Here is a 26,387-nt window from a genome sequence, read left to right on the forward strand (position 1 = left end):
CAGGTCATCCGGCGGGTGGCTCGGCGACCGAGTGGAGTGCGGGGCGGCGGATCTGCTGGGTTAGGAGGGTCGCGCGGGCCTTACGGATCTGCAGGACGCGGGCGAGCTTCTCGGCGGGGATGTGTCGGCCGTGCTCGTCCCGGTATGCCTGATCTGCGGCACGTGCTTGCTCCAGCAACTCCTCGTCGCTCGGCTCGGCCTTCTGCCGCGCCTTGGCTCGGGACGAGGACGCCCGGTGACGCCGTCGGACCGGGCGAGGCCGCCGCTCCGCCTGGCCCTCCGCTGACTCCACGGGAGTTGCGGGAGGAAGCGGAGAAGGGCGCTCGCCGGGGTCGGGGGCGGCCGTGGCGGACCGGTCCGCGTCAAGCTCGACGGTCGACGGGGCAGCGATCTGCGTACTAGGTCCGGGAACCAGGTCCGGATCCACATCTACGACGTCCGGCGCGGCGGGCGCGGGACCCGATGCCGCGTCCGCACGGGACCCGGTCCCAGGCGACGGCGTCAGCGGGTCCGGGACCTGTTGCCCGGTCCCGTCCTGGGGGAGGTCCGGGACCTGTTCCGGTGCGGGTGTGTCTGCCCGAGTCGCCTCCGGTCGAGGGGCCGCAGGGAGGTGACGGGTGATGTCGCTGGGGTCGAGCTGGACGCCGCGCTCAGCGAGGAAGTCCTGTACACGCGCCGCGTCGTAGCCCAGTGCCACCAGTTCGCCGTCGCTACGCGGCGGCATCGGCGGGGTAGGCAGCGCCCGCGGCTCCTGCACCTGCTCTTGGGGGAGTTCCCAGGGCGCCGTAGGCGCGAGCTCGGCGAGCGAGGCCGAGTGGTACAGGGGGGCCAGGTGCGCCAGCAGCGCCTGCTGCCGGTCGGGGTCGGTGGACAGGTGGGCGTGCTCAACCGCGCCCTCCATTGCCCGGTCCAGCCGCTTCTGAGCGCGGACCAGGCGGTGGGACTTGATCTGGTCACCCGCCGCGCGGAGCGCACGCAGATGCTTGGCCGCCCGCGCCACGCGGGTGAGGCGCCGGTGCGCATCGACGTCGGCGGCCGTCCGGTCCACCGGTTCGGCCAAGCCCAGGCGGATCAGGATCCGGTCCAGGTGCAGCTTGGAGTGGACCTTGCGGGACTTGCCAGTCGCGCGACGCCGCTCGGCGGCCAGGCCCCGTTCCCACAGCCATGCAGCTGCCAGCGGCACCAACATGCGGAAGATCCCGGCCCGGAAGGAGTCGGCATCCAAGGTGGACAGCACCGCCGACAGGGCGGTGAAGCCCCACATCGCCGCGCCGTCCACCCCGGCCGAGTGGTCCTTGCTGTCGCGGACCGCGCGGCGGGCGCGCAACGCCGAGGCGATGGTGGCGACCTCAGCGAACGAGAACAGCAAGACCCGCGCCCATCCAGGCAGGTGCAGGACGTCACGGAAGAAGGCCCACATGCCCGAGGCCGCCAGGCTGGTCGCCAGCGTCGCGGCGACCACCGTCAGCACGTCCTCGGCCTGGCGCCCGGCCAGCAGCTTGCGGGCGGCGCGGGACAACCGCCAAAGGGCGATCCCACCGAGGACGGCGGCGGCGATCGCGGCCGCGATGCCCTGGTCTGGGTGATCGGAAAGGTAGTGAGGAAGGTCCATGGTCGCTTCCTTGAGGGATGGACGGGTGTGTCCACGCAGGTGCGGGGTTGACGGGTTTGTTGACGCCGTAGTCGTGCTGGCGTAGATCTCGGTTGAGGTAGTGAGTCGCGGACGGCCGCGGGAGGGCGTGTGGCGACAGGCACCAATGCCGGATTGCTGGATGAGGCCGATCCGCATGCGCAGTCGGTGTTCAAACACGAACTGCTCAGCGCCTACCTGGAGCCGTTCATGGCGATGACCGGTTCAACCGCACGTGGCCGGCGGGTGGTGGTGCTGGATGGGTTTGCCGGACGAGGCCGCTATCCCGATGGGCGCCCGGCCTCCGCTGAGCGGATCATGAAGGCGATGGCGTCGCTGAAGCAGACGCGGCAACTGGAGGCGTTCTTCATCGAGCGTCGCCACACCAGCTTCGCGGAGTTGAAGACGGTGGTTGCGGACTATCAGGCGCAGGGGCTGAACGTCACTGCCCGGCAGGGCCGGGTGGAGCGCTACTTGCTTGAGGTTGTCGAACGTGCGGGAGACGCGCCGCTGTTCATGTTCTTGGACCCGTGTGGGGAGGGCGTGAGCTTTGACCAGCTGACCCAAGTGCTGACCGGTCCGCGTCGTGATCCAAAGACCGAGGTGCTGCTGAACTTCAGCGCCGACCTGTCCCGCCGGGTATCAGGGGCGTTGTTGAAGGGGCTGGAGAACCAGAACGCCATGGACCGCGCGTGCGGCGGCGGATGGTGGCGCGAGGTCGTACGCAAGGTTCGGGAGGCAGCCCCCGGCGCCACCTTCGAGCCGGTGCTCAATGCGTTGGCGATCGAGTATGCCAAGCGGCTGGGCGAGGCGACCGGGATGCAGGCGGTGCTGGTGCCGGTCTACCGCAAGCTGGGCCAGCAGCCGATCTACCACCTGGTGTTTTTCACCCGGAGCAAGTATGGGTTGTGGGTATTCGCTGACGCGGCCGCTCGCGCGCGGCAAGCCTGGCTACGTCACCTGGCGCGCATCCAGGACCTGCAAGAACCTGGCACGCTGTTTACCTGTGCCGATCTCATGGAGGCCAGGATCGCCAGGGAGGCCGACCAGGCTCTGATCTCGGTCACCGACAATCTCGCCAGCCTGCTGCATCAGCTCCGTGGCTACCGGTTGGTGGACCGCACGGCGGAGGTGTTCGGCCAGGTGTACGGCGTGGCCACTGAGAGCACAGTCCGCGAGGCGGTCGACGACTTGGTCGAGCTCGGCTTCGCAGCCCGTGCGCCCAATGGCGGGAAAAGCAAGCCCCGGACCCGGGAGATCACGTTGATGCGGTCCTCAAGGACCGCGTGATCGGCATCTGATCCCAGTGCCGTCCCTGCAGGGTGCGTCCGGCGGCCTTGGGGGTGTGGCCGCCCCATTGCTTGAAGAAGAACGGAACCGCAGCCTCCTGGCAGAGGTCTCGGATGTCCAGCACCCAATTCGGGTCCACCGGCCGGTGGCCGGGCCCGGACTCGCCGCCGACGATGACCCAGCCGATGCCGTCCAGGTTGAGGCCCGGGAGGGGGGCCAGCAGCGGTTCGCAGGACAGGAACCGGACCGTGGCGGGGACGGCGCGTAGGTCGTCGACCCGGTGCAGAACATCGGCGTTCTCGACCGACACGCCCATCCACAGGTTCGGCGGCCAGTCGAGCTCGTGGGACAGGCGGTGCAGGCGGCGGGCGCGTTTGGTGAGGACCTGGTAGGTGTGCTGGGGGGTGTCGGCGATGACGTCGAACACCTGCTGGATGAAGGTCAGGGGGACTCGGGCGTGGAACAGGTCACTCATGGAGTTGACGAACACCATCCGCGGCGTCCGCCAGGTACGGGGCTGGTTCAGGGTGTCGGGGTGCAGGGTCAGCGCGAACCCGGGGCCGGAAGTGCGAGGGTCACCGTCGGCCTGGTATTTGGCTGCCCCCATGGCCTTGAGCCTTCGGGCCAGGGCGAGGGCGTAGCAGTTGTCGCAGCCGGGGGACGTGCGGTCGCACCCGGTGGTGGGATTCCAGGTCGCATCCGTCCACTCGATGCCGGTGGCTGTGGCCAACGATGGTCACCTCTTCTGGATCGTGGACTTGGTCAAGCTGTATCGCTTTCTGGTGGGCGGGGCCAGCGCTGGCCCCACAAAGGACGCAATGTTCCCGACGCACCGCCGTAACCCCCCTTTCTGATGGCTCCGGGAGGCGGGGTACGCCGAGGACACCGCTGGCGGCTGGCCGAGTGGTCATCCGGATCGCAATGGGACGGCCCGCCGTCTCGACTGGGCGGTGAGGCGGCGGGCCGTCGAACGGGCGTGTGTGACCGGTCGGGGTCAGCCGTTGCGAGGCGGGATTGGCTGGATGTGGTGCAGGGGGACGAAGCGGGCGCTCTGCCCGTCCTGCTGGATCAGCACCCAGGGCTGGGCGCAGGCCGGGTCCTCGGCCCAGCCCAGGACGACGGCGAACGTGTGCGGTTCGTGGCGCAGGCGGACGTAGGAACCGGGCGCGTACCAGCGCCGTGCCAGCCGCAGCCGCCAGCCGTTCCGGGTGATCCGGTAGGTCTCGGTGACGCGGTTCGTGGCGTCCTGGAACATCCGGGTCAGGCCCGCGAGTGCGACGACGGCGACAATCGCGGCGGGGACGGTGGAGATGGTCACGGTCGGAAGGTGCGAGATCGGGTGCAGGGTAGCCAGGGCCGCGCCGGTGACGGTCGCGCCCATGGTGAAGAACGCCGCGGCCAAGCCGAAGCGGATGCGGCGCATCCGCAACTCATCCTCCTGCAGCTCGGCGATGTCGAGGGCCTCGTGCCAGGCCGTGGCCAGCGGAGAGAGGTCACCGGTCGGCTGCACGGGGGGTGAGGGGGCGGCGGCCGGGCTGGGGGCGGTGGTGAGCGGGGACTGGTCGGTGATGGGCGCGAGGTGGCGTTCGGGGTGGGGCATCGGACCTCCTGAGGACGGTCGGAGCAGGTGATCCCGGTCCCGGGCGGGATCGGGGAGTGAAGGCGGGGCGGTTAGGGCTGGGTGGTGTCACGCGGCGGGCCGCAGGCGACGGGGGTGTCTGCCGGGGAGGTGAAGCCGGGCACGGGCCAGTAGGCGGCGGGCGAGGTACCTGGTGCGAGTCGACAGGAAATACAGATCGGCCAGGGCGCCGTGCGGGCCGTCTGGGCGCAGTGCCAGGTGAATGAGCCGGTCGGATTCGGCGTGCCAGCAGGACGGGCAGAGCGTGGCGTCATAGCGGCTGACGAACCAGGGGTCGATGTGGGCCAGAGTGATGGTGGCCGGGCAGGCATCGCAGCTGGCGGTCCAGTCGGCCAGCCGGGACAGATCGGGAATGCCGTGGGCGTCGCGCAGCGGGTTGATCACGGCGTCCCCCTGGTCACCCAGGCCGGGAGTGCGGTCCCGGGATGGCATACCGGGCAGGTGATCGCGCCGACCGGCGGGTTCCACACCCGGTTCCGGCCAGCGCATGCGGGGCAGGGCCGCCGACGGGTGCGTGCACCGCGCAGGCGGGTGAAGATGGACATGTCGGTCCTCCAGGTTGGTTCTGGAAGAGATCGGCAGGGCCTGGCCGGTGGTGGTGCACCGGCCAGGCCCGCGCGGTCATCTGGGCGTTCAGGCAGCGGGCTACGCTCACGAGCCCGTCTGAGCAGGCGGGAGCTCCACCAGCAGGTAGCGGCGGACTCCCGGGTCGCGGCGGTTGGGATACGGCGCGGACGCTTCATGCACGTCCACGTGCTCGGCGAGGGTGTCGATGACCTGCTGCAGATCGGCGGGCGGGCCGGACAGGCGGATCTTTACGAGCCGGGCGCTCATCGCGCCTCCCTGCCCTCGAAGGCATCCACCACTCCCTCGAGGAAGGTGTTCAGGGTGGTCGCCAGCGTCGCGACGGCGTGCTTGGCCTCGCTGGTCAGCAGATCCTCGTCCAGCTGCTCGGTGGGCATCCCGTTCAGGGCCGGGGAGGGCTTGTAGAGCTGGTCGGCCTGCACCGGACACAGCAGGCTCATGCACGGCAGCAGCGTCGGCCGCTGCGCCATCATCTGCTCCGAGGGCTCCAGATAGGCGCCCAAACTCGGGCTGTGGCTCCAGGAGTTCCAGCTCCGCGCCAGACCCGCAAGCTCCAGTTGCGACGGTGTCGAGCTGACCAGCTCCAGGTTCGCCAACGCGGCACCGTTCTCGGCGCGCAAGATCCTGGTCGACAGGAGCCGGTCCCAGCGGCAGTGCAGGTAGGGCGGGGACATGACCGGGCTTGTGGCGACCTGCCATGCCGCGGCGACGAATTCCACCGGGTCGGTGCCGATGGTGTTCTCGCCCCACGGGTCGAACTGGTGCAGGTTCTGCCGCAGGTAGACGCCGTACCGGGACTTGCCGTCGCTGGCGCGGTCACGGTCATCGGCCTCGCTGATCCAGAACACGCCGGTGCTGCTCGGGTCCAGGGCGCGCAGGAAGTCGGGGGACATGGACACTCCTTGCTCCCGCGCATCGGCGCGGGATGGGTCGCTGATGACTTCGGAATTGAGGTCGGCCGCGACGCGGCCTTCGACATGTAGGGGGGATGTCGGCGCTGCTAGGCCGCCGACTCCGCGCCGGGGCCGATCTCGTCGACGGACCGCGCACGGTTGTTGAGGAGAGCGCGGCGCTCGCGGGCGTCCAGGCCGCCGCACACGCCGTGCTGGTCCTCGGCCGAGAACTGCAGCGCCTGCTCCAGGCAGTGCCGCCGCAGCGTCAGGGGGCACTCGGCGCAGGTCTGCTTCGCCAGCTGGACCCGCCGCCGGGCCTCCTTGAGGCTCTCTCGTTCGGCACCGTCACCGGGGCCGAACCACAGCTCGTCCCCGGTGTCGATGCAGGGCCGTTCCTCCCAGCCGATCGGCTCGGGACGGTGGATGCGCTGGAGGGTGCCCAGGGACGTCCGGGTCCTCATCACTTCCACCGCCCATCGGCATCGGCCGGGGCCTGCTGGGGCGCGGTGACCTCGCGGTCGAGGTGGGAGGCGTGGATCTGGTGTCCGCACTGGCCACACCACAGAACCGCGGGCCCGCCCGTCAACGGCGCGGCGCAGCAGGGCGAGGCCGGGAGCGGCGGGCGGCACGAACCGTGAGCGGGGCCGGCCGGGGCGGACGGTCCGGCGAGCTTGTCCAGGACCCGCTGGTGCGCGAAGGCGCGGTCAACCAGCCGCGAGACGGTGCGGTCGAACATGGGGATCTCCCATCAAGGATGTCGGGTGGAGAAGCAGCGAGCGCCCAGCGCCCCGGGAACGGGGCTCGGCTGGGCGCTCGCGTTGGGAGTGCGAAGGGGACTAGACGGCGTCGGCCCGGGGGGACGCCACGATCAGGGCCGCGCGGGCGGACCGGGCAGCGAGCTCGCGATCACGCCGCGCCGCAGCCATCCGGATCAGAGACGGCGGAGTCGCCGGGGTCGGCTTGACCGCGGTCCGGGCAGTACGCCGAGTGGAAGCGTCGCGGTCGGCTTCAGTGAGCAGCTCCCGCCAGGTCTCATGGGTCAGGTCGACGACCACCCGCTGAGCGGATCCGGGGCATCGCTCCTCTCGGCGCGAGCGCGGGGCCGGACGGAGGCCAGTGGCGAAGGCGTGGATCTCTTCGTCGGTGTAGCGGCTGATCCGGTGCGGGAGCACCATGTGCCGCCGGAGGGACACCCAGGCACCGCAGTCGGGACAGACGATCATCGTGCGCTCACCGTCGAAGCATTCGCCGTCAGGACGGCGCAAGGTCACATGGTTCAGGGGGAGGGAGCTGAGGGCGATAGGGGAACGGCCGTTGTGCTTCACGAGTACCTCCGAGATCAAACCGGGGGGTGATGCGCGGTCTCGTGTCCACCGCTCCGCACCAGGCAGAGGAACCCTGGATGCGGACCAGACGACGCAAGCGCCGCACTTCCAAAACGATCAATCGCGGTGACCGCTGCGGGGGCCTCGTGGATCGCCATCCCAACAGGGCTGCGTCTTCAGTTGTCGTCCCTGATCATTCAGGGGCGTTTCCCCTCATCCCTTGGTGTTAAGGGGGGGTTAGCAAGACAGTGACACCGTGCCCCTCGTGCTGTCAAGCCCCCCTTATCACTAGTCTGTGGAGAGATCCGCGGTGAGCGGCTGAGAGCGGCAGGGAAGGGGATGCGTGATCGAGGAGGTTCGGCGCCTGGCACGGATCGAAGACCACGAGGTCAGGGCGCGTGAGGCGGCGAAGTTGATGACGGAGCTGCAGGACGCCGTGAAGGAGACGGCTCGCGTGCGGCGCGAGAGCATCCAATGGCTTCGTGACCATGGCCGCTCGATGGCTGATGTCGCGCGGCTGATGGGAGTCAGCCGCGCCCGCGTCGCGCAGCTCAAGGACGCTGGCCCCGCCCCCGAGCGCGCCTTCCTCGGAATCGGGCGGCTCAGCGTGGCGGTGCCGGAGCGGCCAGGCGGGCGTCGCCTCGTTGCCCGCGCCGACGCCGCTACGGGCCAAACCGTCCTGAGCTTGGCGTCATCGCTCGGACTGGCCGGCGACCTCGAGTACATCCCGTTGACCGGCGAGATCGACCTCAACCGCGAAGACCTCGTGGTGATCTGCGGCCCGAAGACATCACCCGTCACAGCTGCCGCCCTGCAGGGAGACCCGCGGCTCGACTTTCACCAGCTCCCAGACGCCCGGTGGGCGATCACCGAGCGGGAGACCAGCGAGACGCATGTCTCGCCGGCGGACGACCCCGACAACCCCGGACACCAGGACATCGCATACCTGGGACGGCTTCCCCGGCCGGACGGGCAGGGGACGTTCCTCTACATCGCGGGCGTCCACGCGATCGGATCCCTTGGTGCCTCTCACTACCTGAAGGACCATCTGGCCGAGCTCTATGACGAGGTCGGAACAGACCCCTTCTCCATGGTGATCATCTCCGAGTACGACCCCGATGCAGAGGAGATCCTCTCCACACGAGCGCTCACCCGCCCGCTGCGTCGCTCAGGAGGTGCGTGAAGAGGTGGAGATCTCGTTCGCCAGCCGAGCCAAGCAGCCCGGCCGCCCCAATGAGGATTACGTCCTTGCGGCCCCAGACCTGGTCGTTCTGCTGGACGGATCAGGCGTGCCACCAGGTGCGGAGACAGGCTGCCGACACGGGGTGCCCTGGTTCGTGCGCACGCTGGGGAGCCGCATGGTTGACGCAGCGGGCGAGCCAGGCAGCTCGTTGGCGGGGGCCCTGAAGCAGGCGATCGAAAAGACGGCCCTGGCGCATGCCGACACCTGCGATCCGAGCCACCCGGTGTCACCGTCCTCCACGGTGGTGGCGGTTCGCCGAAACGGCGAGGACCTGGAATGGCTGGTGCTGGGGGACTCCTTCCTCGTACTCCGGGGGAGTGCCCAGAACGACGTCATCACTGATCAGCGCCTCAAGCAGGGGGCTGTGAAGCAACGAACCGCGCTCCGGCGAGCTGACGGTCAGGACTCGAAGCTGTGGAGCGCCCTGGTGACGGAGGAACGGCGACTCCGCAACCATCCCGATGGCTACTGGATCGCCGCTGGCGAACCCGAGGCCGCCGACCACGCACTAACAGGCCACGTCCCACTGGCAGACCTGACCCACGCTCTCCTGTTCTCCGATGGCGGAGCCCGGCCCGTGGAGCCCTTCAGAGCGGTGACCTGGGACGAGTGCTTCCACGACCTGACCCAGAACGGCCCTGCAGCATGGCTCCGACGCGTCCGCGAGATCGAGAACTCAGACCCAGACCGCACCCGTTGGCCACGCTCCAAGCGCCACGACGACGCCACCGCGGTCCTGATCAGCCTGGAAGACGTCGAGTGACGACACTCAGCGTCAGCCCCGTCGGCCTGTGTAGGTGATCGGGACTCGGGCCTTGCCGCGTACCCGGATCCGTATCTCGTAGTCCTCCTGATCACGCCCGCGCCTCAACGGGTCGCGACCGGTCGCATCAACGAACAGCTCGTACAGATCGCCTTGGTCGTCAGGGGCGACTTCGCTACTGAACCGCCGGATCCGATTGCCCTTCCAGAACAGCTCAACGTCTACGAACTCCCGCCTCATTACTCGGATATGCCCTGTGAGTCAATCCGGGAATCCTGGTGCCGCTACCGTTCCGAGGGCGGGAACGTCAGTAGTGACAGCCGATCCTGAGTGAGGCCACTGCTTGTAGCCTCCAGGGTTCAGGGTAGGTTTCAGCGGGAGCGGCCTGCGTACTGATAGTGAGGACACTGTCGCCGGTGAGGTCGGGGCGTCCTCGGTCAAGATGTCTGGGGCCGTCTTCGCAGCATTTTGGCCGCAGCGGCCCAGTCGCTGCCTCCCGGCGAAGCGGCTCAGCGGGTACGCGAAGCGAAGAAGCTGGCAAACCGTACGGCTCGGCGCGCTATCGGCGCCGCATTGAGACCTTGAGCCAGGCTTGCGGAGTTCTTCTTCGGTGTAGGCCCAGAGGATGACGTGCTGCCCTGAACTGGAGTGGCAGTTCTCTCCATTCAGAATCGTTCTGGCAGAGGCATCCGTCATCGGCCATTGACGAGGCTTCTCATGCGCAGACCTGGCGCTACCTTTGAAGGCTACGCAAGTCGAATCGCCCGGCGCTCGGAGGCCAATTTTCCCTGATCCGGCATATCAGGTCTTCATAGAAGATCAAATAGTCACTATCATTTCTCAGTGATCGCTCACGGAGAATATATGGTTCCAGTGCAATCCAAATCAGATTCGCTCGGTACCCCATGAAGTTGGTGGCAAACGGCTCGTCAAGGATTCCCTGGGCCACCATCGCGCCCAGGCCGGTGAAATATGAAGTAACCTTGTCGATTGCCTTCCTGGCCTCCAGTGGCAATTCCGAAACGCCCGCATCGGGACTGTGCTCGGTTTTCAAGGTATTCACGACATAGTTTTGAGCCTCCAGAAAATCATCTGATCTAAACTCGCGTGCGAGGTCGACCGAAACTGGAAGATGGTTGGATTGGCGAATGAAGGTCGTTTGTCGACTCAGAAGAACAACAGAAGTGATCACGGAAAAGGTGGACAGGGCCAGACTGACTATGCTCAATAGCGAGGAGAGGCTCATGGCCTCCTCCTATCTGATATGCAATGGTGCAAGCGCGGCTGTTGTCAGCAGGGGTCCGCTCCTTCAGGATCTCCTTTGGAGTGCCAGGAAACTGATGCACGTGACACAGACTGCTGCGAACGGTGCGCGATGAACATGTCAGCGTCGTTGGCAGGCGAAGCTTCGCCTGACAGCGGAATGGCCGTCACCTGGGGGAGTTGGTAACCGGCCTCAGATCGTGCCTTGGGTGTCGATCTCGGTGAGTTGAGGGCCAGGCAACGGGCCTGTGCAGGTCATCGCAGGCTCCTTGGTCAACTTGGTGATTCTCGGCGCTCGGCTTCCATGGGTTCGCGCTCTCCCGAGCACGTCGCGGACCCCGCCGCAATGAGGACCGGCCGCATGGGCCGGTGAAACGCATCGAGCCAGTGTGGCTGCGTTGGCTCAACGACGCCGGCCGAAATGAGGACCGGCCCGCATGGGCCGGTGAAGCCCCGGAACGGCGCGCCGCCGTCACGCGACTCCTGGCCGCAATGAGGACCGGCCCGCATGGGCCGGCGAAACCCGCGTCCTCGGCTCGTCGACCACCGTCACCATGCCGCCGCAATGAGGACCGGCCCGCATGGGCCGGTGAAACTCGGCCGGGCGGCCGCAATTGTGGGCGGCGATTGACCAGCCGCAATGAGGACCGGCCCGCATGGGCCAGTGAAACAGCGTGGTCGCGCGCTACGAGGTCAGCTTGGCCGGGTCGCCGCAATGAGGACCGGCCCGCATGGGCCGGTGAAACCCCGGATCCGCGGTCAGGTACATGGCGTCCGTCCGGCCGCAATGAGGACCGGCCGCATGGGCCGGTGAAACTGGTCCTCAGGGGTCATGGTTCGAGAGTAGACCGCTATAGCCGCAATGAGGACCGGCCTGCATGGGCCGGTGAAACAGCCCACGTGATCGGCCTCGCCGTCGTGGTCCCAATCGAAGCCGCAATGAGGACCGGCCCGCATGGGCCGGTGAAACCCAAGACGTTGCGCATCGCGAACATCGCGGTCGGCGCGCCGCAATGAGGACCGGCCCGCATGGGCCGGTGAAACCCCTCACCCACGTCGCCTCGCGGCTTGCCGGTAAAGCCGCAATGAGGACCGGCCCGCATGGGCCGGTGAAACGCCTGCGCCAGCCGTTCCGGGTCCGCGCCCGCCCGGACGCCGCAATGAGGACCGGCCCGCATGGGCCGGTGAAACGTCCGCCAGGCCCACGCCGAGCGGACGGCGTCGAAGGAGCCGCAATGAGGACCGGCCCGCATGGGCCGGTGAAACGCTGGGACCCTCCGGGCCGTAGACGGTCACGTTCGTGACGCCGCAATGAGGACCGGCCCGCATGGGCCGGTGAAACCCGCACGACAACGGGACCAGCAGGGTCCTGTCCATCCAGCCGCAATGAGGACCGGCCCGCATGGGCCGGTGAAACGCAACTGGATCGCGAGCATGCCCGTGTCGCCGGACGTGCCGCAATGAGGACCGGCCCGCATGGGCCGGTGAAACGGTAGATGAGCAGGTGTTATCACATTCAGTGATTGACATGCGACCCTATCTGTGTCCGCTTTGGGGTTTAGTAGCCCCGTTTGTGCTTCGGAACCTCCCTGGGAATCCGTGGGCACTTGAGGTTCCGAAGCGGATACAGGACCGGAGACAAAGCCCCAGGTCGTCAGCTGACGGCGAGGGGGAGGAGGACGCCAGCGGACTTGGTGTCGCGGAGAGGTCTGCGTTCTGCGGCGGCGACAGTGAACACGCTCATCTGCTGGAGCGGGCGCCTAGGGACGGTGAGGGCGGGCGCGGAGGTGGGGGTGAGTGCGGGGTGTTCGAGGAGGGTTTGGGTGGCGAGCTGGCTGAGGGGTTGGGCCCAGAGGGGCCAGATCATGACGGGGCGGCGGCCGTGGCGGTGCCAGAGGGTGGCGGCGACGCGGTCGCCGTCGCCGGTGAGGCGGAGGAGGCGGAGGGCTTGAGTGGCGAGCCAGGTGGCTCCGGGGACGCCTGCTTCGGTGGATTTGCCGTGGGGATGGTCGGCGGCGTCGCGGATGACGCGGTAGTCGAGGTATTCGCCGGTGAAGTTGTCGACGCGGCGCCAAGCGGTGAGTGCCTCGTGGAGGTATGCGGGTTCGGTGCGTACCCGTTGGAGCGGGGTGGCGAAGAAGGAACGCAGGCTTTGTTTGCCTGCGGGGGCGCAGTAGGGGGTGAGGGCGGCTTGACCCTTGCCGTCGACCGCGAGGTCGGTGACCAGGTGGGTGAGCCAGCGACTGGCCTCGTCCCCGAGTTCGGCGACCTTGGCGGCCAGTTGGGGGTACTGGTCGCGGGGGACACGCATGGGGTCCTTCTCGCCGCCGGCCTGCTTGTTGGCGCGGACGGCGTTTTGGCTGGGGCGGCGTAGCGGGAAGCGGTCGTCGACGCCAACGATGGCGGTGTCCGGCCCGGCCTGCTGGACGACCTTCTCCAATGCCTTGGCGATCTGGTCGGTGGAATTCAGGTCGCTGTGGAGGACGGCGCGACCGGTGAAGTCGGAGAACGACAGCTCCACAGGAGTGGACTGCTCACCGGTCAGGGCGCGCAGCAGACCGAGCGCGGCGAGGAATCCCAACGGGTCGGTCCCGTTGAGGGCGGGGAGTTCAACGCTGCTCAAGTGCAGGTCCTTCCTCGTCGTGCTCGGAGCACCAGATGTCAGCCAGCCGGACGATGGCCTCCAGTAACGCGAGTTGCCAACGCCCGTGCTGCCGATTGAGGCGATTGAGGCGTTCGGGGGCCTTCCAGTCGACGCTGTGGTCGGTGACCTGCAGAGAGCCGATGGCCAAGGGCTGCGGATCAGGATCGAGCGTTGGAGGCAGGAGGGGGCGGGAACGGCCATGATGACTGGCGATCAGGTGGACGACCGCATCGTCAAGGACGTGGGTCTGTTGGGCTATTCGAGCTGAGAGAGCTTCGTGGCGCAGTCCATCGGGGTACCCAGCCTGGATTCGGGCGCGGCGGAACGCGGCGCGATCGGCGGGATCCATCCCTGACTTGGCGCGGGCCGCGACATCGCTGGGGAGGGTCCGCAGGGGCCGCTGATAGAGCATCGCCTGGAAGCGCGGGTCGCGTTTGCCCTCGTCATGCAACAACGCGGCCAGGCTGACGGCTTGACTGAGCGGTTCGGTGAGCCCCAGGTTGGCGGCGAACGCGGCAGCTTGTTCAGCGACCTCTCGTTGATGGTCGTCCAACAGGACGGCACGACGCATGCCAGCGGAGGACTCGAGAGCACCTTCGTCGCCACGCAACCCGCCACCGCGGGAAGCCAACACTAGTGCTGGCCCAGCATCGGCGGGAGCGGCGAGGACGGTGCAGCGTTGCCGCAGACGCTGCAAATTCCGCTGAAGCGGAAGCTGATCGGTGTCCGGCAGTGGCAACTGGCTTCGGACGACGGCCGAGGAGGGCGGGTCTTCCGGCTCGTTCACCAACGCCAGCAGCAGTGCGAACCCTTCCATCAGTTCGGGATGGTAGAGCTCCAGCACTGCTGTCAGCTCACGACGCAGGCGCAGGATCGGTCGTCCACGGCGTTCAGCGAGGTCGGCGACGTCGGACACTGGGGCGGATGAGGCGGGGTTCCATCCGTACTGATCGCAGCCACCACGTTCGGCGGCGACCACGATCAGGTCTCCCGGTTTGATGTCTGCGGCGGTGATGGGAGCGGTGGACTTGTCCGGGGCCGTGTACCGGACGGCGACGTACCCGCTGGGTTCAGCGTCGTCGAGAGCTTCGAGTTGTCCTTCAAGGTCGGAGACGGTGTCGTCGACCAGTCCGGCGAGCCAGCGGCGTGCGGCGGCGAGGGGGACCTGGAGCATCTCTTCGGTGGCGGGCGGCACTGTTCGCAGCGAGTCTTCCCATGCGGCGGGGTCGCTGGGGAGGCCAGCACGCCACACGATCGACACGTCCGCCTGCCCACGCTGGAGTCCGTGCAGGAACGGCGCGACGGGCGTATCTGGGTGAGGTGGTGGGGACGTCCTGGTCCAGGCGTCCAGGATTCCGGCGGTCAGCTGCGGGGTGTAGGGCGCAGGCGGCCGCATGTGGGTGCGCTGCTCTGGAGTGATCTCGGCGGTGAGCTGCCGCAATGCGGTAGGTGACACCAGCAGCCCGTCGCCCAGGTCGGTTGCCTTTGCGGGCAGGGCGGGGGCATGGTCGGACAGCCAGTCCCAGGTCGCCTGGCGGGCGGATCCGTAGACGGGGTCGTCGTCGCCGACGCTGGTGTCGTGGACGACTAGGGCGTGGCTGGTCGGCAGGTCGCCGAGTCGGTTGAGGCGTCCGAGCCGCTGGACCAGGGCTGACAAATCGGCCGATTCGGTCACCATCGCGTCCACGTCTAGGTTGGCGCCGACCTCGATCGTCTGGGTGGCGACCAGGATCAGCGGCGGCCCGGGGGCGCGGGTGCGTCCGGCGCGGAGCCGGTCGTAGTAGCGGTGCAGCAGGTAGTCGCGGTCGACGGGCCGGATGCGCCCGGTCAGCATCACCGCGCCGTCGAGCTGGTCGAACACCGCGCGGGCGCGTGCCACGGTGTTGCAGACCACCGCCACCACCCGCCCCGAGCCCTCAGCCCCGGCCAACCTGGTGGCCCACTGGGCCATGACCTGCGGCAGCACCGTGGGAGCGGACTTCTTGGTCACCTTGGGCGCCAGCAGATGCATTCGACGTTCGGCGTTCAACCGGCGCCGAGCGACCGGATGCCGCTCATCGGCGTCACTGATCCGGTGCACCTTGGCCTCGTCCTCGTCCGGGGGTGTGGCCGACATCGTCACCAGGAGCGGGGCGTGCTCGCCCGGTTCCAACTCCTGGATGGTGCGTAGCGTTTGGCGGAACGGTTCGGCCAGGTGGGCTTCGTCGAGGACGATCAGGCTGTCGGCTCCGACGAGCGCTGCGTCGATGGACCGCAGGTGCTCGCCCACTCCGTATCCGCGGAACAGCAGGCGGCTGCCGACTTGGTCGATGGTGCCGACCACTACGGCGAACCTGTCGGGACGGTCCAGCCACCGCCACGACCACGTCACCCCGCCGCGCATCCGCGTCACCTGAAGCGGCGTCTGGTCGCCGGTCTGAAGCAGCGCTTGGGCGACGCGTTGCGCATACGGGCCCGGCGGGTCGGCCAGGGCTTGGGCGAGGCGGTCGGCGTGCCGGTACGCCTCGTCCACGATCAGCCGACGGTCGACCACGAAGAACAATCGGCGCCGCGCCAGGCTCGTCCGGGCGGCGGCGACGAACGCGAACACATCGATCAGCGAGGTCTTGCCCAGCCCGGTCGGCACATCCAGCATGTCGGGCCAGCACCCGGTCTGGAGGATGTCGGCCACCAGCGCCTGCTGCCAGGGGAACGGTCCGTGCCCGTGGACCTCGCGGACGAACGCGTCGAAGTCGTCGGCGGTCAACTCACTCACGTCCGCCTCCCTGCGGCGCGAACAACCCCAAGCCCAGGTACCGCATCGAGCCCAGCAGTACCGGCCCGACCACGGGCCGCTCGAAGGTCACCTTCACATGCACCAACGGCCGCAGCGGACGGTTGGACGGCACCGTTCCGCGCCGGGGCCGATGCACCGCGCCCCGGGTCAACGACGCGGGCGAGAACTCCAACTCCCGCACCGGCGGATACCCGGCGACCTCGAGCGAACGCTGGATCTCCTTGAGGATCCCGTCATCGCCGCGCCGGCGCTTGGGGAACCGGTCCAGCATCATCGGCGTCGCCGTCACCCAGGTCCGCGCACCACGACGCTGACCGGCCGTCCACCGCTCCGGCCGCAACCCCCAACCCGGCGCACTCGGCTGGAACTCCACCGGCAACCTGCCGCCGTTGCCGTAGGTCAGGTACTCCAGCGGACGCTCCACCAGCGCCCCCCACAACCGGGCATAGGCGTTCCGCGGCAGCGTCTCGGGGATCGCGACTCCCACACCCAGCAGCCGGCCATCAGCATGCGGGTTGTCGACGTTCGGCAACGCCAGATACGCCACATGCGCGGACTCGTCAGCCCCGTGCCCGCTGATCTCGGGCGGGATGTCGGTGCCGATCCGATCCATCACCGCCGCCCGCAGCACCGACGACACCGCCACCACCGCATCACCCGGCGGCTTCACCATTCCGGACGCGAACCCGAACACCAGCAACTCGTTGAACACCGACGCCGCAGGCGGCTCCGGCGGCGAAACACCCGGACGGGCATAGGGGATCTCCTGGTCGGCGTTCCACGACCGCTCACCCTGCGCATACAGCTTGCGCAACTGATCGGTGTACCCGCCATAAGGCACCCGCAGCCGAGCGAACTCAGTCGGATCACCCAGCCGCACCGGCGTGAACCGCGTCCACTCCGCCCGCTCGGGCACCACCTCATCCACCACACTCAGCGTCACCGGCGAGGTCGAACGCCCCAGATACGGCACGCCACGCGCCAACCGCACCAACGTCCTCAACACATCCGAGGACGGTGAGGCGTGCGGCCACACCACAGCGAACTCCGGACACGCAGGCTCGGCGCTCAGCCGCGTCTTCTTCCGGCCAGAACGGCCCAACCGGTGCTGGCTGCTGGCCTTCTTGTCGGTGGCATTGGCCACCACAAAACCCTCACGCCGGACCTGCGTGAACTCCTCACACGCCCACACCTCCGGCGTCCCGGCCGCCTCCAGCCACCGCAACGCATCCCAGTGCTCCTCACCGGTCGCCGACGCGACCAGCGCACAGAACACCCGCGCCGGATGCGGCGGCCACTCAGCTACATCGGCCCGACGCCCCGCCGCGTCGTACCGGCCATCACGCAGCCGCACCACGATCGACACCGCCACCGGCTCACTCCTCGCCGACAGCCGCCATCACGGAATACCGAATCGCCTCGGCCAGACTCGGCATCGGCGTCACCTCGATCGTGTCGGACGCCATCACCAACCCCGCCTCGGCCGTCCGGTCCCGCAACTCGTGGAACACCGCGATCGCCTCGGCCGCCGACAGGGAGAACTCCTCGACCTCGCCGCCGTCACGCTCGAACGCCAACGTCTCGCGCATCCGCACCAGATCACACCCCGACCGCAACCACACCGACGGCCGATCGAACGCCAACCGGTCCCCGGCCAGCGCCAACGCCAACAACGTCGCCCGCGCCAACCGCGCAGCCTCCTCGGAGGCATCCCCGAACCGCAGCCGCTCCAGCCCACCCAGCGAGATCCACGCGTCCCGCCGGCCCTCGCTGATCACCATCCCGCCGGGCGGAGTCTTCTCGCTCAACGCATGACCGTGCCCGATCTCGCTGAGCCGCTTGCCCTTGGCCTTGTCCCCGACCGCGACGAACTTCCAGTCGCCCTCGGCCTTGGTCTTGTCGTCGATCGCCCCCGACAGGTTCAGCGGGTCCTTGCGCATGCTGCGCCGCTCGCCCTCCTGGGGATCCAGGCCGAACATCGACGAGGAGTAGAACCGCGCGAACTTCGGCCAGCGGCCCTTGCGATGCGAGTCCCACGCACCGAAGATCAACGACCCCGGGTCGCGCTCGAACAGCGGACGCACATCCTCGGCACTCACCTGCCGCAGCCGCTGACCCACCGGACTGCGGTCGAACCGCTCCCCGTCCACCAGGCTGTCCCGCAGATACGCATCGGCATACCGGTGCGGGAACTCCAGCGACGTCAGTCGCACCCGCCCCCGCTCGGTCTCGGTCAGCAGCTCGAACAGCGGCAGCTCGATCCGGCCCTTGTCCCGCGCTGCCAGCAGCGCCTCTTCGATCCGGTTGGCCTGCGACGGCACCTGATCCAGCACCACCGTCGCCCGCGCCTCACCCTCCACGCGCCGCGACTCCAACAGGTAGGGGCCACCGGGGAACGTCGGCGGCATCACCTTGTCATCGGCCGCCGGCCGATACACCCCATGGACCGCGACCCCCGCGTCCACCCGATCCTCACCCACAGCGGCCAATAGCCGCTCCACCACCCGCGCAACCATCCGACCATCCCCATCCGAAGTGACGCCGAACACGCAACGCAGACGCTACGACACACCCCCGACAGACCACCCCCAGATCAGTAAATTGCCCTGTCGCGAGCACAGCGCCACAGCGAATCCAGCCCGGTCTGGATCCGCTCACGCGGTGTTGATAGAGGACGTTCTTGCCGCAATGGGGACCGACCGCGGACGGTCGATGCCGACGGCGGCGACGTTCGCCGACGCGCACCGGCGGGAGAAGCAGCAAATGAGGACCGACCGCAGACGGTCGATGACGGCCGGACCGCATGCTGGACGGTCATCCGGGCCACGCCGCCGCAATGAGGGCCGACCGCTGAGGATCGGTGACGGGATGGGCATGGCGATCACGAGAACCTCCAGGTGATCCAGCCGCAATGAGGGCCGACCGCTGAGGATCGGTGACGGACGCACCGATCATGGTCAGCGACGGATGGGTGTTCAGGACGCCGCAATGAGGGCCGACCGCTGAGGGTCGGTGACGGGGGTCTCGCCTCACCAACAACGAGACTGGCGTCAGCAAGCCGCAATGAGGGCCGACCGCTGAGGGTCGGTGACGGGCCGGACACGGTGACGACGCACTGCGGCACGGTCGTGCTGCCGCAATGAGGGCCGACCGCTGAGGGTCGGTGACGGATCGTCGGGTGGACCTGCATGTGAGCCGTGCGGGGCCGCAATGAGGGCCGACCGCTGAGGGTCGGGGACGGGCTAGATGAGCTGGCAATATCGCTGCACGTGAGCGCTTCATCGCGCACATGCTGTCCGCTTCGTTCCACTGTTGACTTGTTTGTCCTTCGGAACCTCCTGGGGATCTGATGGTCACTAGGGGTTCCGAAGAGCAGCTTGCCTGAAGGCTGAGACATGCGGGAGGAGGTTGGCTCGACGAGCCCTTCGATGGGGATGGATGCGCTGAAGCGCGCCCGGGCGGAAACGCAAAAAGGCCGGCCACCCGGTGGGACGGGTGGCCGGCCTTCCGGGCCGCTGACAGCGATGTCTGTGCGTATGGTGTGCCGATTGCGGCACGTTGAAGGCAGGGTGGCGCGTATGTGCAGGTCATCGTGGGGATTGATGATCAAGTAGGTGATCACGCCATGTGGTTCCACAAGCCCTTCAGAACCGACGACTGGCTCCTCTACTACCAAGACACCCCCTTCGCCGGCGGCGCCCGAGGCCTGGCCCGAGGCCAAATCTTCACCCGAGACGGCGACCTCGTCGCCTCCGTCATGCAGGAAGGCCTAATCCGCGTAACCGACGCCTGACCTGCGCGAGGCGGTGGGCCTGGGGCGTCGGTGGGCGGCGTAGGCCGTCGTCTTGGGGGTCAGGGGCGGGGGGCTCGGAGGTGTTGGCGGCGGTCCAGTTCGTCCTGGTCGACGAGGGTGAAGAAGGGTTCGCCCTGGGGGACCAGCATGAAGACGACGAAGCGGGACCAGCGGTCGGTGAGGTTGTTGGCGGCCTGGTAGTGGATGAGGTCGCCGCCCGCTTCCTGGAGGGACTCTCCGGCGCGGATCACGCGTTCGGGTTCGCCCTCCACCTCGAAGAGCATCTCGCCTTCGATCATGTATCCGAAGACCGGGCCGGGGTGGCGGTGCGGGGGGCTGCCCGGGGTTCCCGGGGGCAGCTCGATCAGGACGGTCATGACGCGGGGTGCGTCGGGGATGTCGGGGACCTCTTCCTGAAGGACCGAGATGACGGTGTTCGGTTGCTCGTCGCTCTCCATGCCCTGGAACCTAGGTCGTGATGGAACCTTCGGTTGGGCCGTTCCCAGGCCGCTGGATTGGGCCGTTTCTCAGGACGGGATGAGTGGCCGGAGGCGGTTCGTGAACGCGGTGATCGCGGCCTCGTAGGCGTGGGACGACGGGGTTCCGTAGCCGACGATGAGGGTGGGCGGACGGTCGCGACGGGGTGCGGGACGCTCGTAGGCGCCCAGCGGGTGGACGTGGACCGACGCGTCCCGGAGGGCGGCGGCGATCGTCGTCTCGTCCGGGGAGCCGGCGGGGAGTTCCAGGAGCGCGTGCAGGCCCGCCTCGATGCCGAGGAGCCGCGCGCCGGGCAGGCCGGTCCGGACGGCCTCGGCGAGCCGGTCGCGGCGCGTCCGGTAGGCGCGGCGGACGGTCCGCAGGTACCGGTCGTACGCGCCGGTGTCGATCAGCCGGGCGAGCGCGAGCTGGTCGAGGGGGCCGTTCGAGCGTGCCCGGCGTTTGGCCTCGACAAGGGGTTCGAGGAGGTGCGGGGGACAGGCGATCCAGCCCAGCCGGACGGTCGGACCCAGGGTCTTGCTGGTGGAGCCGACGTAGACCGTGCGGGACGGACGCCGTGACTGCAGCGCGCCGATGGGGCGGCGGTCGTAGCGGAACTCGCCGTCGTAGTCGTCCTCGACGATCCAGCCGAGCGTCTCGTCCGCCCAGGCCAGCAGCTCGGACCGGCGGGCGGGCGACATGCTCATCCCGAGGGGGAACTGGTGGGCCGGGGTGCACACGGCCGCCTCGGCGCCCGAGGCTTCCAGCGCGGTGAGGGAGAGGCCGTCCGCGTCGACGGGGATGTCCGCGACGCGTAGTTTCGCGGCCACGATGGCGACGTGGTCGCCGGTCGCGGGCGTCTCCATGCCGATCGTGCGGACCCCGAGTCCGGCGAACGCGTCGGCGAGCAGGTCGAGCGCCTGCGTGTACCCCGAGCAGATCACCAGGTGCGCGGGGTCGACGCGGACGCCCCGGACCCGGCCGAGGTAGGCGGCCAGCGTCGTCCTCAGCTCGATGCGGCCCCGGGTGTCGCCGAAGCCGAACGCGTCCGCCGGGGCCTCCCGGAGGACGTGCCGCATCGCGGCGGACCAGGCGTCGCGGGGGAAGGCCCGGGCGTCGGGCCGTCCGGGGACCAGGTCGTGGCGGACGGCCGGGGCCGCGGCACGGCCTCGGACGGGCGAGGCCGGAGCGGCGGCGCCCGCGGCGACGCGCGTTCCGGAGCCCGACTGCGCGGTCAGCCAGCCTTCGGCGACGAGCTGCTCGTACGCCCCGGCCACGGTGCCGCGGGACAGTCCGAGCTGCGCGGCCAGATCCCTGCTCGACGGCAGGCGGACGCCGGCGGCGAGGCGCCCCTCGCGGACGGCGGCGCGCAGTGACTCCTCCACCGCCCGGCGCCGGCCGCCGCGCTTCGGGATCTCCAGCAGCAGCTCAGGACCGACCGCGGCGGCGTCAGGACGGGAGGACGTGCCAGAACGGCCCAATGTCTTGCTCATTGAATGGCCCATCGTAGGCGGTCGTTCGCTCCCTAACGTGGCTGGTGTCGCCCTGGCCCGGCGAGCGGCCGCACCGCCTGCTCCTGGCCCGGGCGGCGCTTTCGAGGAACATCGTGAGGAGCTCGTTGTGCGTATTTTCGTCGCCGGTGCCACCGGCGCCGTGGGGAGTTCCCTGGTTCCACTGCTCGTCGACGCCGAGCACGACGTGACCGGTGTCGTGCGCGATCTCAAGCAGCGCGACCGGCTGTGGGCGCAGGGGGCGTCCGCCGTGCGGGTCGACGCCTTCGACGCCGACGGCATGCGCGAGGCGGTCGCGGCCGCGGCGCCGGACGTCGTGATCCACCAGCTCACGGCCCTGTCCGGCGGCGCACCCGCAGAGAACGTGCGGATCCGCCGCGAGGGCACCCGCGTCCTGGTCGACGCCGCACGGCGGGCGGGCGTCAGGAAGGTCATCGCGCAGTCGATCGCCTGGGCCTACGAGCCGGGCGACACCCCCGCGGACGAGAACACGCCACTGGACGTGACCGCGCCGGCGCCGAGGTCGAGCACGATCGCCGGGATCACGGCCCTGGAGGAGACGGTCGCCGAGATGGACGAGTACGTCGTCCTGCGTTACGGCACCCTCTACGGCCCCGGGACCTGGTACGCCCCCGGCGGCCTGGTCTCCGAGCGCCTGGCGGGGCGCGCGGAGGACGAGAAGGCCGCCGTCTTCCTGGGGCCGCTGCGGGCCGACGACGCGGTCGGTTCCTTCGTCCACATCGAGGACGCGGCCTGCGCCGCCGTCGACGCTCTCGACTGGCCGAGCGGCGTGGTGAACATCGTCGACGACGAGCCCGCGCCGGCCCGCGAGTGGCTCCCGGTGCTGGCCGACGCGCTCGTCGTTCCGCCGCCGGAGCCGGCGGACGGTCGGGCGGGCTGGCAGCGCGGCGCGTCCAACACCCACGCCCGTGGCGCTCTGGGCTGGCGCCCGGCGTACCCGAGCTGGCGGACCGGCTTCGCCGAGATGAAGAGGTTCTGCCCCTGGACGTGCCAGAGCGTCAGAACCTCTCGAACATGAATCCGTAGGTCGCCTCGTAGGCGCCGTCGCCGTCGCCATGCAGGCATTTCGGCTGGAAGTCCGGGACGGTGAGCCGCGCGGCGCTGCGGAAGCGCTCGACGAGCCGCTCGTTCGACGGCGGGGTGAGGTCGAGGAGGGCGAGGAGCTCGGCGCGGCGTTCGGGGTGGTCCGGTTCCTCCTCGAGGAGGTCCTTCTCGGCCTCCTCGACCGACCAGCCGTGGCCGAGGTCGCGCCAGTACGGCAGGACCGCGATGAGGGTGACGGCATGGACGAGGTCGGCGGCGATGAGCGAGGCCTGACCCTCCGAATCGGCGTAGAGCACGGGGCCGTCCACGCCGCCGCAGAGGAAGAACGAGCCGCCCGCTCCGTCCCCCGCGATCACGTTCAGGGACGTCCCGGACGCGAGGAAGACGTCCTCGATCGGCCGACGGCGCCGGATGTCGAAGTCGCCAGGCCAGACGAGCATGTCGGCGATGTTCTCGTCGCCCTCGATCCGCCGGAGCAGGGCCTCGTTGTCGGACATATCGAACATCCTGCCCTGCCCCACCGACACTCGTGACGGTCTTCAGCCGGAAGTCCGCCCACTGAAGACCGCCCATGCCCGCCGTGTGGTCCGGCCGGGACTGTCGGATTCGGGACGGCCGGGTGTGGACGCGGACATGATCATTGTCGGTGGGGAGCGCTACTCTGGACACAGCGTCGAGTGAGCGTACGACGCGCGGGACGCGGTGGTGGTTCCGGTGAGACGGGCCACAAAACCGCAGGTCAAAAATATCTTGCTGATTTCCCGCGGAGCGCCGTACGCTCACTGTGAACATTCGGCAGGTCGACGAGCGGATCTTGATCCGGCGGTCGGCACGAGAACCAGGAAGGTGGTGTGTGGTCCGGTGAAGAACATGAACTCGATGAGTCAGTGGCAGAGCGGGACTGCTCCCTGCCCGGCGTTCTCGGCCGCCTATGCCGGCGCCACCGCCCTCCCCGTCCACACCCGAATTCTCGGTGACGTGGCGAAACTCGGCGGCGGCGTCCAGCTGAAGACCGACAGGTTCATGACCGATCTCGATGGCTTCGGCCTGTTCGGGAACGGGCTGCGCCTGCGCGGTCTGATGCAGCAGGTGTCCCGTGATGAGCAGGGGCGCAGTGTCCTCGCAGCCGAACCCGCGGAAGGCGCACAGCGCACCGCCCCGGCCACGACCCACGTGAACGTCACCTCCCCGGAGGGCGACGAGTCGGGTCCGTACCCCCGGAGGCTACGACCGGTCTAGAAGCAGACCGGCGAGCCCCCGGGCCGCGGATTCCGACACCGGAATCCGCGGCCTTTCTCTTTGTCCAGACAGACCCGACGACACGAACCCGTTGAGATCCAACGAGAGGAAACAGGGTGACCGTGATGCAGGGGGCTCTCGCGATGAGCGACGAGGACCTCACTCTGCCCTGCCGGACCGACCCGGAGCTCTTCTTCGCCGAGGCACCCGCCGACGTCGAGCTCGCCAAGGCGCTCTGCCTGGAGTGCCCGCTCCGCAGCGAATGCCTCGCCGGAGCGCTCGAGCGCAAGGAGCCCTGGGGTGTGTGGGGAGGCGAGCTGTTCGTCCGCGGCGTCGTCGTCCCGCGCAAGCGGCCGCGCGGCCGTCCCCGGAAGCACCCGCTTCCCGACCAGGTGACCGCGTGACCCGGCGATGACCACGATCCCGACCGTTCACATCGAGGCACAGGGCGGCGCGACCCGCGCGTCGCGCCGCCCCGTCCCCCAGGAGACGAAGATGACCTTGCTCAGCCAGGACCTTTCGCGGGAGCGAATACCGGCCCCGGCGGACGCGGCCGAGGCCGCGGAGCTCCGGGCGGCCCGGATGCGGGCCATGCGCCGGGCCAAGCGCCAGGCACAGTTCCGTGCCGCGCGCGTGAGCCGGGCCTTGCTGGCCCCGGCTCCGCGCCGTCCGCTCGACTGACCGAAAACGGCCGCCTCACTCGTGAGGCGAGGTGGCCCCGGAACCCAGCCGTCTCGGTGGCAGGCCCGATCCGTTCTTTCTTGGATGGTTTGGCGGATTAGCGAGCCTCCCGATGCGGCCGCCGCGCGCCCGGCTCTCCCTCTCGTTGGCCGGACGCGAAAAGGCGGGGCCGCGCACTACATCGGTGCGCGGCCCCGCTCTGCTTTTCCGTCCTTCCGCCGCTCAGGCGACCGGTTCGACGTCCTCTTCCTCGTCGGCGAAGCCGGAGACCCAGCGCAGGGACTCGGCGCGGGCGGGGATCTCGCATTCGAGCTGGCAGAGGACGCCCGTGCCCGCCGACAGGACGCGGTGGACGATCACGTACTGCGGCGGCAGGTTGAGCTGCCGGACGACGTTGGTCGGACGGAGGTCGGTGACCCGGGCGGCCATGTCGCGCAGCCACTCGCGGTTGAACTTGAAGGTCTCGTTGACGAACGGCTCGGTGATCGGGGCGAGGAACGCCTCCAGGCCCTCGATGTCGATCTCGACGCCCTCGCGGATGAAGTCCTCGTCGCGGAGCGCGGCCTCGATCTCGTCGATGTCGTCCAGCGTGCCGATGCGCAGCAGGCGGCCCATCCGGTACTGGAACTCCTCGGGGATCCGGTCCACCGCGCCGAAGTCGAGGACGCCGAGCCGGCCGTCCGGGAGCAACCGGAAGTTGCCCGGGTGCGGGTCGCCGTGCAGCAGCCCGCAGCGGCTCGGCCCGGACAGCAGGAACCGGCAGTACAGCAGGGCGGCGTGGTCCCGGGTGGCCTGGTCGCCCTCACTGATGATCTTCGAGAGCGGTGTGCCGTCGATCCACTCGGTGACCAGGACGTTCCCCGCCTGCGCGACGACCTCGGGGATGTAGAAGTCGGGGTCGTCCGCGGGGAAGCCCTCGCGCATGAGCGTCTGCGACTCGGCCTCGATGGAGTAGTCGAGCTCCTCGACCACCCGCTCCTTGAGCTCGGTGAGCATCGACTTGACGTCCAGGCCGGGCATGAGCGCGCCGAACAGCCGGCCGAGCCTGGCCAGCTGGTTGAAGTCGCTGATCAGCGCCTTGCCCGCGCCCGGGTACTGGACCTTGACGGCGACGTCCCGGCCGTCCCCCCAGACCGCGCGGTGCACCTGCCCGATGGACGCGGCGGCGGCCGGCTTGTCGTCGAACTCCTGGAAGTACTCCCGCCAGTCCTCGCCGAGCCCCTCCGCCAGGACCTGGTGGACGGCCGAGGCGGGCAGCGGCGGCGCCGCCTCCTGGAGCCGGGTGAGGGTGGCCCGGTAGGGGCCGGCGATCTCCGGCGGCAGCGCCGCCTCGAAGATCGAGAGCATCTGGCCCAGCTTCATCGCGCCGCCCTTGAGCTCCCCGAGCACCTTGAACAGCTGCTCGGCGGTGCGCTGCTGGATCTCCATGGCGACCGTCTCGGCGGACTTGCCGAAGGTGCGTTTCCCGACGCCCAGAGCGGTGCGCCCGGCGAAACCGAGCGGGAGGGACGCCAGCTTTGCGGACCGCGTCACCGCGCGGCGGGGAAGATCGCTCACGGCGACCATTCTC

The 26,387-nt window shown here is 69.1% G+C and carries 25 protein-coding genes, 1 pseudogene and 2 CRISPR repeat arrays; of the genes and pseudogenes, 8 read left to right on the top strand and 18 right to left on the bottom strand.

Features of this window, described 5'->3' with window-relative positions; translation table 11 throughout:
- Window positions 1-4: 4 nt before the first annotated feature.
- On the bottom strand, window positions 5-1,612 hold the full coding sequence (locus AB0L06_RS01520) for a hypothetical protein (RefSeq protein ID WP_500228935.1): 1,608 nt from the start codon (window positions 1,610-1,612) through the stop codon (window positions 5-7).
- 129 nt (window positions 1,613-1,741) lie between these two features.
- On the opposite strand from AB0L06_RS01520, the gene tcmP reads away from it, so the two are divergent.
- Window positions 1,742-2,920: a three-Cys-motif partner protein TcmP gene (gene tcmP, locus AB0L06_RS01525; RefSeq protein WP_500228936.1), complete on the top strand. Its 1,179-nt coding sequence runs from the start codon at window positions 1,742-1,744 to the stop codon at window positions 2,918-2,920.
- Here tcmP and AB0L06_RS01530 read toward each other — a convergent pair.
- From AB0L06_RS01530 to AB0L06_RS01565, 8 genes are all read right to left on the bottom strand, one after another.
- Window positions 2,889-3,650, bottom strand: coding sequence for a DUF5131 family protein (locus AB0L06_RS01530; RefSeq protein ID WP_500228937.1), 762 nt, complete (start codon window positions 3,648-3,650; stop codon window positions 2,889-2,891). The two genes, tcmP and AB0L06_RS01530, sit on opposite strands and share 32 nt — an antisense overlap.
- Window positions 3,651-3,914: 264 nt before the next feature.
- Window positions 3,915-4,520: a hypothetical protein gene (locus AB0L06_RS01535; RefSeq protein ID WP_500228938.1), complete on the bottom strand. Its 606-nt coding sequence runs from the start codon at window positions 4,518-4,520 to the stop codon at window positions 3,915-3,917.
- 87 nt (window positions 4,521-4,607) lie between these two features.
- Window positions 4,608-4,943: a hypothetical protein gene (locus AB0L06_RS01540; protein WP_500228939.1), complete on the bottom strand. Its 336-nt coding sequence runs from the start codon at window positions 4,941-4,943 to the stop codon at window positions 4,608-4,610.
- A 267-nt stretch (window positions 4,944-5,210) separates the two neighbouring features.
- Window positions 5,211-5,393 (bottom strand): hypothetical protein, encoded by a 183-nt coding sequence (locus tag AB0L06_RS01545; RefSeq protein WP_500228940.1) that lies wholly within the window; start codon window positions 5,391-5,393, stop codon window positions 5,211-5,213.
- Window positions 5,390-6,037, bottom strand: a complete 648-nt coding sequence (locus tag AB0L06_RS01550; RefSeq protein ID WP_500228941.1) for a hypothetical protein — start codon at window positions 6,035-6,037, stop codon at window positions 5,390-5,392. The genes AB0L06_RS01545 and AB0L06_RS01550 overlap by 4 nt, the downstream gene beginning before the upstream one ends.
- A 107-nt stretch (window positions 6,038-6,144) precedes the next feature.
- Entirely contained in the window at window positions 6,145-6,498 is a 354-nt protein-coding gene (locus tag AB0L06_RS01555; protein ID WP_500228942.1) for a WhiB family transcriptional regulator, read from the bottom strand.
- Window positions 6,498-6,773 carry a hypothetical protein gene (locus AB0L06_RS01560; RefSeq protein ID WP_500228943.1) on the bottom strand — a complete coding sequence of 92 codons (276 nt, stop codon included), beginning with the start codon at window positions 6,771-6,773 and terminating at the stop codon, window positions 6,498-6,500. Before AB0L06_RS01560 ends, AB0L06_RS01555 begins: the two co-directional genes overlap by 1 nt.
- Window positions 6,774-6,873: 100 nt before the next feature.
- A complete protein-coding gene (locus AB0L06_RS01565; RefSeq protein ID WP_500228944.1) occupies window positions 6,874-7,302 on the bottom strand; it encodes a hypothetical protein in 429 nt (142 codons plus the stop codon).
- A gap of 403 nt (window positions 7,303-7,705) precedes the next feature.
- Between AB0L06_RS01565 and AB0L06_RS01570 the strand changes: the two genes are divergently transcribed.
- Both AB0L06_RS01570 and AB0L06_RS01575 read left to right on the top strand, forming a co-directional pair.
- Window positions 7,706-8,545: a sigma-70 family RNA polymerase sigma factor gene (locus AB0L06_RS01570; RefSeq protein WP_500228945.1), complete on the top strand. Its 840-nt coding sequence runs from the start codon at window positions 7,706-7,708 to the stop codon at window positions 8,543-8,545.
- Window positions 8,538-9,368 carry a protein phosphatase 2C domain-containing protein gene (locus tag AB0L06_RS01575; protein WP_500228946.1) on the top strand — a complete coding sequence of 277 codons (831 nt, stop codon included), beginning with the start codon at window positions 8,538-8,540 and terminating at the stop codon, window positions 9,366-9,368. Before AB0L06_RS01570 ends, AB0L06_RS01575 begins: the two co-directional genes overlap by 8 nt.
- A 733-nt stretch (window positions 9,369-10,101) precedes the next feature.
- Here the strand turns inward: AB0L06_RS01575 and AB0L06_RS01580 are convergent.
- From AB0L06_RS01580 to cas7g, 5 genes are all read right to left on the bottom strand, one after another.
- Window positions 10,102-10,614, bottom strand: a complete 513-nt coding sequence (locus tag AB0L06_RS01580) for a DUF4760 domain-containing protein (protein WP_500228947.1) — start codon at window positions 10,612-10,614, stop codon at window positions 10,102-10,104.
- 432 nt (window positions 10,615-11,046) lie between these two features.
- Window positions 11,047-11,378: direct repeats of the CRISPR family, unit length 37 nt; unit sequence GCCGCAATGAGGACCGGCCCGCATGGGCCGGTGAAAC.
- A gap of 109 nt (window positions 11,379-11,487) precedes the next feature.
- A CRISPR array of direct repeats spans window positions 11,488-12,122; the repeat unit is 37 nt; unit sequence GCCGCAATGAGGACCGGCCCGCATGGGCCGGTGAAAC.
- Window positions 12,123-12,285: 163 nt separating this feature from the next.
- Window positions 12,286-13,254 (bottom strand): type I-G CRISPR-associated protein, Cas3-extension family, encoded by a 969-nt coding sequence (locus AB0L06_RS01585; protein ID WP_500228948.1) that lies wholly within the window; start codon window positions 13,252-13,254, stop codon window positions 12,286-12,288.
- Window positions 13,241-16,021 (bottom strand): type I-G CRISPR-associated helicase/endonuclease Cas3g, encoded by a 2,781-nt coding sequence (gene cas3g, locus AB0L06_RS01590; RefSeq protein WP_500228949.1) that lies wholly within the window; start codon window positions 16,019-16,021, stop codon window positions 13,241-13,243. The genes AB0L06_RS01585 and cas3g overlap by 14 nt, the downstream gene beginning before the upstream one ends.
- A 1-nt stretch (window position 16,022) precedes the next feature.
- A complete protein-coding gene (gene csb2 / locus AB0L06_RS01595; protein WP_500228950.1) occupies window positions 16,023-17,423 on the bottom strand; it encodes a type I-G CRISPR-associated protein Csb2 in 1,401 nt (466 codons plus the stop codon).
- A gap of 4 nt (window positions 17,424-17,427) precedes the next feature.
- The gene (cas7g, locus tag AB0L06_RS01600; protein WP_500228951.1) at window positions 17,428-18,567 is read right to left on the bottom strand and encodes a type I-G CRISPR-associated RAMP protein Csb1/Cas7g; all 1,140 of its coding nucleotides are present in this window, start codon (window positions 18,565-18,567) and stop codon (window positions 17,428-17,430) included.
- A gap of 1,100 nt (window positions 18,568-19,667) precedes the next feature.
- Here cas7g and AB0L06_RS01605 point away from each other — a divergent pair.
- Window positions 19,668-19,844, top strand: a pseudogene (locus AB0L06_RS01605) (acyl-CoA thioesterase); the annotation flags it as partial.
- A gap of 59 nt (window positions 19,845-19,903) precedes the next feature.
- Here AB0L06_RS01605 and AB0L06_RS01610 read toward each other — a convergent pair.
- Both AB0L06_RS01610 and pdxR read right to left on the bottom strand, forming a co-directional pair.
- Window positions 19,904-20,302: a cupin domain-containing protein gene (locus tag AB0L06_RS01610; protein ID WP_500228952.1), complete on the bottom strand. Its 399-nt coding sequence runs from the start codon at window positions 20,300-20,302 to the stop codon at window positions 19,904-19,906.
- Between the two features lie 69 nt (window positions 20,303-20,371).
- Window positions 20,372-21,814, bottom strand: a complete 1,443-nt coding sequence (gene pdxR / locus AB0L06_RS01615) for a MocR-like pyridoxine biosynthesis transcription factor PdxR (protein ID WP_500228953.1) — start codon at window positions 21,812-21,814, stop codon at window positions 20,372-20,374.
- Between the two features lie 127 nt (window positions 21,815-21,941).
- Between pdxR and AB0L06_RS01620 the strand changes: the two genes are divergently transcribed.
- Window positions 21,942-22,871 carry an NAD-dependent epimerase/dehydratase family protein gene (locus AB0L06_RS01620; protein WP_500228954.1) on the top strand — a complete coding sequence of 310 codons (930 nt, stop codon included), beginning with the start codon at window positions 21,942-21,944 and terminating at the stop codon, window positions 22,869-22,871.
- Here the strand turns inward: AB0L06_RS01620 and AB0L06_RS01625 are convergent.
- Window positions 22,852-23,394 carry a hypothetical protein gene (locus tag AB0L06_RS01625; protein ID WP_500228955.1) on the bottom strand — a complete coding sequence of 181 codons (543 nt, stop codon included), beginning with the start codon at window positions 23,392-23,394 and terminating at the stop codon, window positions 22,852-22,854. The two genes, AB0L06_RS01620 and AB0L06_RS01625, sit on opposite strands and share 20 nt — an antisense overlap.
- A gap of 382 nt (window positions 23,395-23,776) precedes the next feature.
- Between AB0L06_RS01625 and AB0L06_RS01630 the strand changes: the two genes are divergently transcribed.
- The 3 genes from AB0L06_RS01630 to AB0L06_RS01640 all read left to right on the top strand — a co-directional run bounded on the left by AB0L06_RS01630 (window position 23,777) and on the right by AB0L06_RS01640 (window position 24,817).
- The gene (locus tag AB0L06_RS01630; RefSeq protein WP_500228956.1) at window positions 23,777-24,136 is read left to right on the top strand and encodes a hypothetical protein; all 360 of its coding nucleotides are present in this window, start codon (window positions 23,777-23,779) and stop codon (window positions 24,134-24,136) included.
- A gap of 143 nt (window positions 24,137-24,279) precedes the next feature.
- Window positions 24,280-24,540, top strand: coding sequence for a WhiB family transcriptional regulator (locus AB0L06_RS01635; protein WP_500229293.1), 261 nt, complete (start codon window positions 24,280-24,282; stop codon window positions 24,538-24,540).
- A 91-nt stretch (window positions 24,541-24,631) separates the two neighbouring features.
- Complete coding sequence (locus tag AB0L06_RS01640; protein WP_500228957.1) at window positions 24,632-24,817, top strand: hypothetical protein; 186 nt, start codon at window positions 24,632-24,634, stop codon at window positions 24,815-24,817.
- Window positions 24,818-25,039: 222 nt separating this feature from the next.
- Here AB0L06_RS01640 and AB0L06_RS01645 read toward each other — a convergent pair whose 3' ends face one another.
- Complete coding sequence (locus AB0L06_RS01645; protein ID WP_500228958.1) at window positions 25,040-26,383, bottom strand: ABC1 kinase family protein; 1,344 nt, start codon at window positions 26,381-26,383, stop codon at window positions 25,040-25,042.
- Window positions 26,384-26,387: the final 4 nt, after the last annotated feature.

Source organism: Spirillospora sp. NPDC052269, assembly GCF_040679435.1.
Lineage (GTDB): Bacteria > Actinomycetota > Actinomycetes > Streptosporangiales > Streptosporangiaceae > Spirillospora.